We start from the raw sequence: 5,093 nt of genomic DNA, 5'->3' as shown, positions 1-5,093 counted from the left end.
TCTACGCGGGCTGGGTGTCCTCACGCGGGCAGGGTGGAGCGAGGGGGCACAGAGAGGTCTCACGGGTCGGCGGCTCGGCGGGGGACCGGGCTCGGGAGCAGGGGAAGCGGCTATGTCACCAGGCGGGGGTGGGAGACCGGTAAGACGGGCCTCCGAAAGCGCTCCGAATAACAGTACGGTAACGAGCGGCGCGTGTCACGCCCGATCGTGTCCGCCTGTGATCGCTAGACCGCCTAGGAAGACGTCCCGGGTGCGTAATCGGGCGCATCCGGAAGGCCGAAGGCGCGCTCGAGCGTCTCGATGCCGGAGTCGTGCAGGTACCCGGAGAGCTGGGTCCCGACGTACCGCAGGTGGTACGGCTCCGACTCGTACCCCGTGATCGGAGTGGTGTCGGGCTTGTAGCGCACGAGAAAGCCGAAGCGATGGGCGTTGGCGCCGACCCACTGCCCCTCCGGAGTGTCGCCCCAGCAGATCTCGAGCGCGCACGCGCCCGACGCTCCCACCACGTCGACCGCCCAGCCGGTCTGGTGCTCGCTGTGCCCCGGGCGCGCACTCGTCGCATCCGCTCCCGCCTGCCCGCGTGAGGACACCCAGCCCGCGTAGACGCTGACCTGGGTGTCGTAGGAGCGGTAGGCGCTCTGCACCGCCAGCGAGAGGCCGGCCTCGGAGCGGGCGGCGGCGAAGAGCGGGACGAGGGCGTCCGCGGTCGTCTGGCGCATCGGCTGCCGGTTGACGTAGGGCACGTCGGGGAAGGTCAGGTCGGCGGGGACGTAGTCGACCGGCGCGAGCGTCCGCAGCTTGTTGACGACGACCCAGGTGCTCGCCGGGTCGTCGACGGACTGCGCGGTGAGGTCGATCCCGGAGGCGGTGGGAGTGGGTGTGGGAGCCGGAGTGGCGGTCGGCTCCGCTGTGGGCGCCGAAGTGGTCGCGGCGGCGGAGGGCGACGGAGCGGGCGGCGCCGTCGAGGGGGTCGGCGAGGGCGCCGGCGCTCCGTTCCCGATGGCGGCTCCGACCCCCAGCGCGGTCAGGCCCGCCGCGGCGGCCACACCCCCGATGACCAGGGCTCGGCGGCCGACGGGGCGCCCATCGGTCGGCTCGTTCTCGTTCGACGTCATCCTCCGAGCCTAGACAGACCCGTTCCTGCGCATCTGCTGAAGCACCGGCGATCGGTTCTGTCCACCCGTGCCCCTCCACGCGGGTCGCGCATATCCTCTAAGGATTCACATAAGCAGACCCCCTAGCTTGAGTGACAGCCACGACTCCGCGTGCGACCGCCCCCTCGGCTGCACGGCCCCCCACGGAGCCGTCGATGGAAGGACCCCATGCTCCGACCCCTCACCGCACCCTCCGTCCCTCTCGCCGCCCTCGCTCGGACGCTCGAGATCGGCGACGAGGGCGGCCTGACGGCCGAGATCAGCGGAGTGACGCTGATCGCCTCCGACGTCGAGCCCGGTGACCTCTTCGTCGCCCTGCCCGGGGTCAACCGCCACGGGGCCGAGTTCGTCGAGCAGGCCGTGGCCCGCGGCGCCTCCGCCGTGCTGACCGACGCCGCGGGCGCCGACGCCGCGCGCGCGACCGGTCTGCCCGTCCTCGTGGTCGACGACCCCCGCTCCCGCCTGGGCGCCGTCGCCGCCGCCGTCTACGGGACGGCCGAGCGCTCCCCCGTGCTGCTCGGCGTGACCGGCACCAACGGCAAGACGTCGACCGTCCACATGCTCGAGGGGATCCTCCGCCAGCTCGGCGTCGTGCCCGGCCTCAGCTCGACCGCGGAGCGCCACATCGGCGACACCTCGGTGACCAGCGGCCTGACCACCCCGGAGGCGACGGAGCTGCACGCGCTCGTCGCCCGCATGGAGGAGGAGGGCGTCGGCGCGGCCGCGATCGAGGTCAGCGCCCAGGCGCTCACCCGCCACCGCGTCGACGGCGTGGTCTTCGACGTCGCCGGCTTCACGAACCTCAGCCACGACCATCTCGACGACTACGGCGACATGGACACCTACTTCGGCGAGAAGGCCCAGCTGTTCCAGCCCGATCGCGCGCGCCGGGCCGTCGTCTCGCTCGACTCCCCCGCGGGCGCGCGCCTCGTCGAGGTCGCCGGCGTGCCGGTCACCACGATCACCTCCCTCCCGGGCGTCGACGCCGACTGGACCGTGACGGTGCTCGAGCAGGAGTTCGGCCGCACCCGCTTCCGGATCGGCAACCGCGAGGGCCGTGCCATCACGACCTCCGTCCCGATCATCGGCACCCACATGGCCGCCAACGCCGGACTGGCGATCGTGATGCTGATCGAGTCCGGTCGGCCGATCGGCGAGATCCGCGCCGCGCTGCACCGCGACGGCGGAGTGGACGCCTCCCTCCCCGGCCGCACCGAGCGCGTCTCGGGCGAGCGCGGCCCCACGGTGTACGTCGACTTCGGACACAGCGCCGACGCCTTCGCCCGCACCCTGGAGGCCGTCCGCGAGGTCACTCCCGGCCGCGTGATCATGGTGTTCGGCGCCGACGGCGACCGGGACGCGCTCAAGCGCCCGGCCATGGCCGAAGCCGCCGTCCTGGGCAGCGACGTGCTGGTCGTCACCGACCACCACCCGCGCTTCGAGGACCCGGCCTCGATCCGGCGCAACCTCGTCGGGGCCGCCCGCGCCGCACGTCCGGACGCCGAGATCCACGAGGTCGACGACCCCAAGCGCGCCATCCGCGTCGCCGTCTCCCTGGCGCACGAGGGCGACGCCATCCTCTGGGCCGGTCCTGGGCACCAGAACTACCGCGACATCCTCGGCGTGCGCACGCCGTACTCGGCGCGAGCCGAGGCCCGCGCAGCGCTCCGTGAGGCCGGCTGGGCGGACGAGGCGGTCCCCGCTCCGGCCTGATGCACGGCCCCGGCACGGCGGCCCTGAGATCCCGTTCAGGCTCGCCGGACGCTCTGTCGCGCTCTCCGCACGCGGTGTAACTTTGCGCAGCACGCAACGTTTGCGGCGGATCGCCGTGCCTGGACGCGTCCGCCAGACAAGGGGACCACCGTGGCCGACTCCGCCTCCGCTCCATCCGCTCCGACCTCGACGCCGTCCGGCGCCGTGATGTCGCACCGGCAGATCCTGTTCGTCATCTTCGGGCTGATGGCGGGGATGTTCCTCTCCTCGCTCGACCAGACCATCGTCGGCACCTCGATGCGCACCATCGCGGACGACCTCGACGGCCTCTCGCAGCAGGCGTGGGTGACCACCGCCTACCTGATCGTCTCGACGATCGCGACGCCGATCTACGGCAAGCTCTCCGACATCTTCGGACGCCGCCCGCTCTACCTGATCGCGATCGTGCTGTTCCTGATCGGCTCGACGCTCGCCGGCTTCTCGACCTCGATGCTCGGCCTCGCGGGCTTCCGCGCCGTGCAGGGCCTCGGCGCCGGCGGGCTCATGTCGCTCGCGCTCACGGTGATGGGCGACATCCTGCCCCCGCGCGAGCGCGCCAAGTACCAGGGCTACTTCCTGGCCGTCTTCGGGATCTCCAGCGTCGTCGGACCGCTCATCGGCGGCCTGCTCGCCGGCACCCCCGAGATCCTCTTCATCACCGGCTGGCGCTGGGTCTTCCTGATCAACCTCCCGATCGGCGCCGTCGCGCTCTTCATCGTCGTGCGGTTCCTCCACCTGCCCAAGCCCGCCGGCAAGCGCTCGGTGCGGATCGACTGGTGGGGCGCCTCCCTCGTCGTCATCGCCGCGGGACCGCTGCTGCTGATCGCCGAGCAGGGCCGCGAGTGGGGCTGGGGCTCGCCGATCGCGTGGGTCTGCTACATCGTCGGCGCGCTGGGCGTCATCGGCTTCATCGCGGCCGAGCGGATGATGGGCGACGACGCGCTCATCCCCCTCAAGCTCTTCCGCTCGCCGACCTTCTCGATGGCGACCGTGCTGGGCGTCCTCGTCGGCTTCGGCATGTTCGGCGGCATGATGGCGATCCCGCTGTACCTGCAGCTGGTGAACGGCGCCACGCCGACCGAGTCCGGCTTCCTGATGCTGCCGATGATCCTCGGCCTGATGATCGCCTCGATCGTCTCGGGTCAGATCATCTCGCGCACGGGCCGCTACCGCGCCTTCCCGATCGTCGGCACGTTCCTGATGTCGGCCGCGTTCTTCTACTTCACCTTCGTGACGATCGACAAGCCGGTGATCTTCATGATGGGCGGGATGCTGATGCTGGGCCTCGGGCTCGGGCAGATGATGCAGACCCTCACCCTGGCCTCGCAGAACTCGGTCGACGTGGCGAACATGGGAGTCGCGACCAGCGCCTCCACGTTCTTCCGCCAGATCGGCGGCACCCTGGGCACCGCCGTGATCTTCTCGGTGCTGTTCAGCCGGATCCCCGACACCATCGCCGCGGCCTTCAAGAACCCGGCGCTCGCGGCGGATCTGCAGCGGGCCGTCACCGATCCGGCCGTCGCCGCGGACCCGGCCAACGCCGGGATCCTGAAGCTGCTGCAGTCGCAGGACACCGCCGCGATCGGCTCCGCGCTCGACGGGGACACGTCGTTCCTGAACACCGCGGACCGCGCCCTGTCGGCCCCGTTCCTGACCGGGTTCAACGACGCGACCGTGACCGTGTTCCAGGTCGCGCTGGGCGTGGTCCTGCTGGCCTTCGTCCTCTCGTGGTTCCTCAGGACCCCGCCGCTGCGGGCGAAGTCGGCCATGCAGGAGGCGCACGACCTCGCGGCCGAGGACAGCGCGGAGGAGCTGCGCCGCACGGACCCGCAGCTGGCCGCGCGCGCCGGGGCCGACTTGGCCGCGGGCAGCATCGAGCCGGACGTCCGGACGGACTCGATCCGCACCGCTCCTCCCCGCGACGGGCACGGCGCCCACCGGGCCTGATCGGGAAGCGCCGACCGGCCCGCGTCCTGCGCTCCGCTCCTCTCCTCCGAGGCGCCGCCTCCGCCGCCCGGACACCGCCCTCACCGCGGTGTCCGGCCGGGGAGGCGGCGCCTCGCGGTCGTCCGGGGCGCGGTGTCCCGCGTTCCGGGGCGAGAGAGCGCTCCACCGGGGCTCTAGGATGGTCGGACCGCTGCCGAAGGAGTCCGCAATGAGCGCCGCCCCCACCCCCTCCCCCGCGAC

At 72.1% G+C, this 5,093-nt stretch carries 3 protein-coding genes; 2 read left to right on the top strand and 1 reads right to left on the bottom strand.

All coding sequences use genetic code 11. The features are described 5' to 3' along the window. Nucleotides 1-233: 233 nt before the first annotated feature. Entirely contained in the window at nt 234-1,115 is an 882-nt protein-coding gene (locus C5C53_RS16535) for a D-alanyl-D-alanine carboxypeptidase family protein (RefSeq protein ID WP_104268042.1), read from the bottom strand. A 207-nt stretch (nt 1,116-1,322) separates the two neighbouring features. Between C5C53_RS16535 and C5C53_RS16530 the strand changes: the two genes are divergently transcribed. Continuing rightward, nucleotides 1,323-2,867, top strand: coding sequence for a Mur ligase family protein (locus C5C53_RS16530; protein ID WP_104268041.1), 1,545 nt, complete (start codon nt 1,323-1,325; stop codon nt 2,865-2,867). Between the two features lie 207 nt (nt 2,868-3,074). After that, the gene (locus C5C53_RS16525) at nt 3,075-4,853 is read left to right on the top strand and encodes an MDR family MFS transporter (protein WP_104268043.1); all 1,779 of its coding nucleotides are present in this window, start codon (nt 3,075-3,077) and stop codon (nt 4,851-4,853) included. Nucleotides 4,854-5,093 lie beyond the last annotated feature (240 nt).

Source organism: Rathayibacter sp. AY1E3, assembly GCF_002932235.1.
Taxonomy (GTDB): Bacteria; Actinomycetota; Actinomycetes; order Actinomycetales; family Microbacteriaceae; genus Rathayibacter.
Note: the sequence above shows the minus strand (reverse complement) of the source record. Positions and strands in the feature narration are given on the sequence as shown.

What these genes read in the sequence shown, in the direction of transcription:
- C5C53_RS16535 (WP_104268042.1), bottom strand. Translation starts at nt 1,115, where the DNA reads ATGACGTCGAACGAGAACGAGCCGACCGATGGGCGCCCCGTCGGCCGC.
- C5C53_RS16530 (WP_104268041.1), top strand. Translation starts at nt 1,323, where the DNA reads ATGCTCCGACCCCTCACCGCACCCTCCGTCCCTCTCGCCGCCCTCGCT.
- C5C53_RS16525 (WP_104268043.1), top strand. Translation starts at nt 3,075, where the DNA reads ATGTCGCACCGGCAGATCCTGTTCGTCATCTTCGGGCTGATGGCGGGG.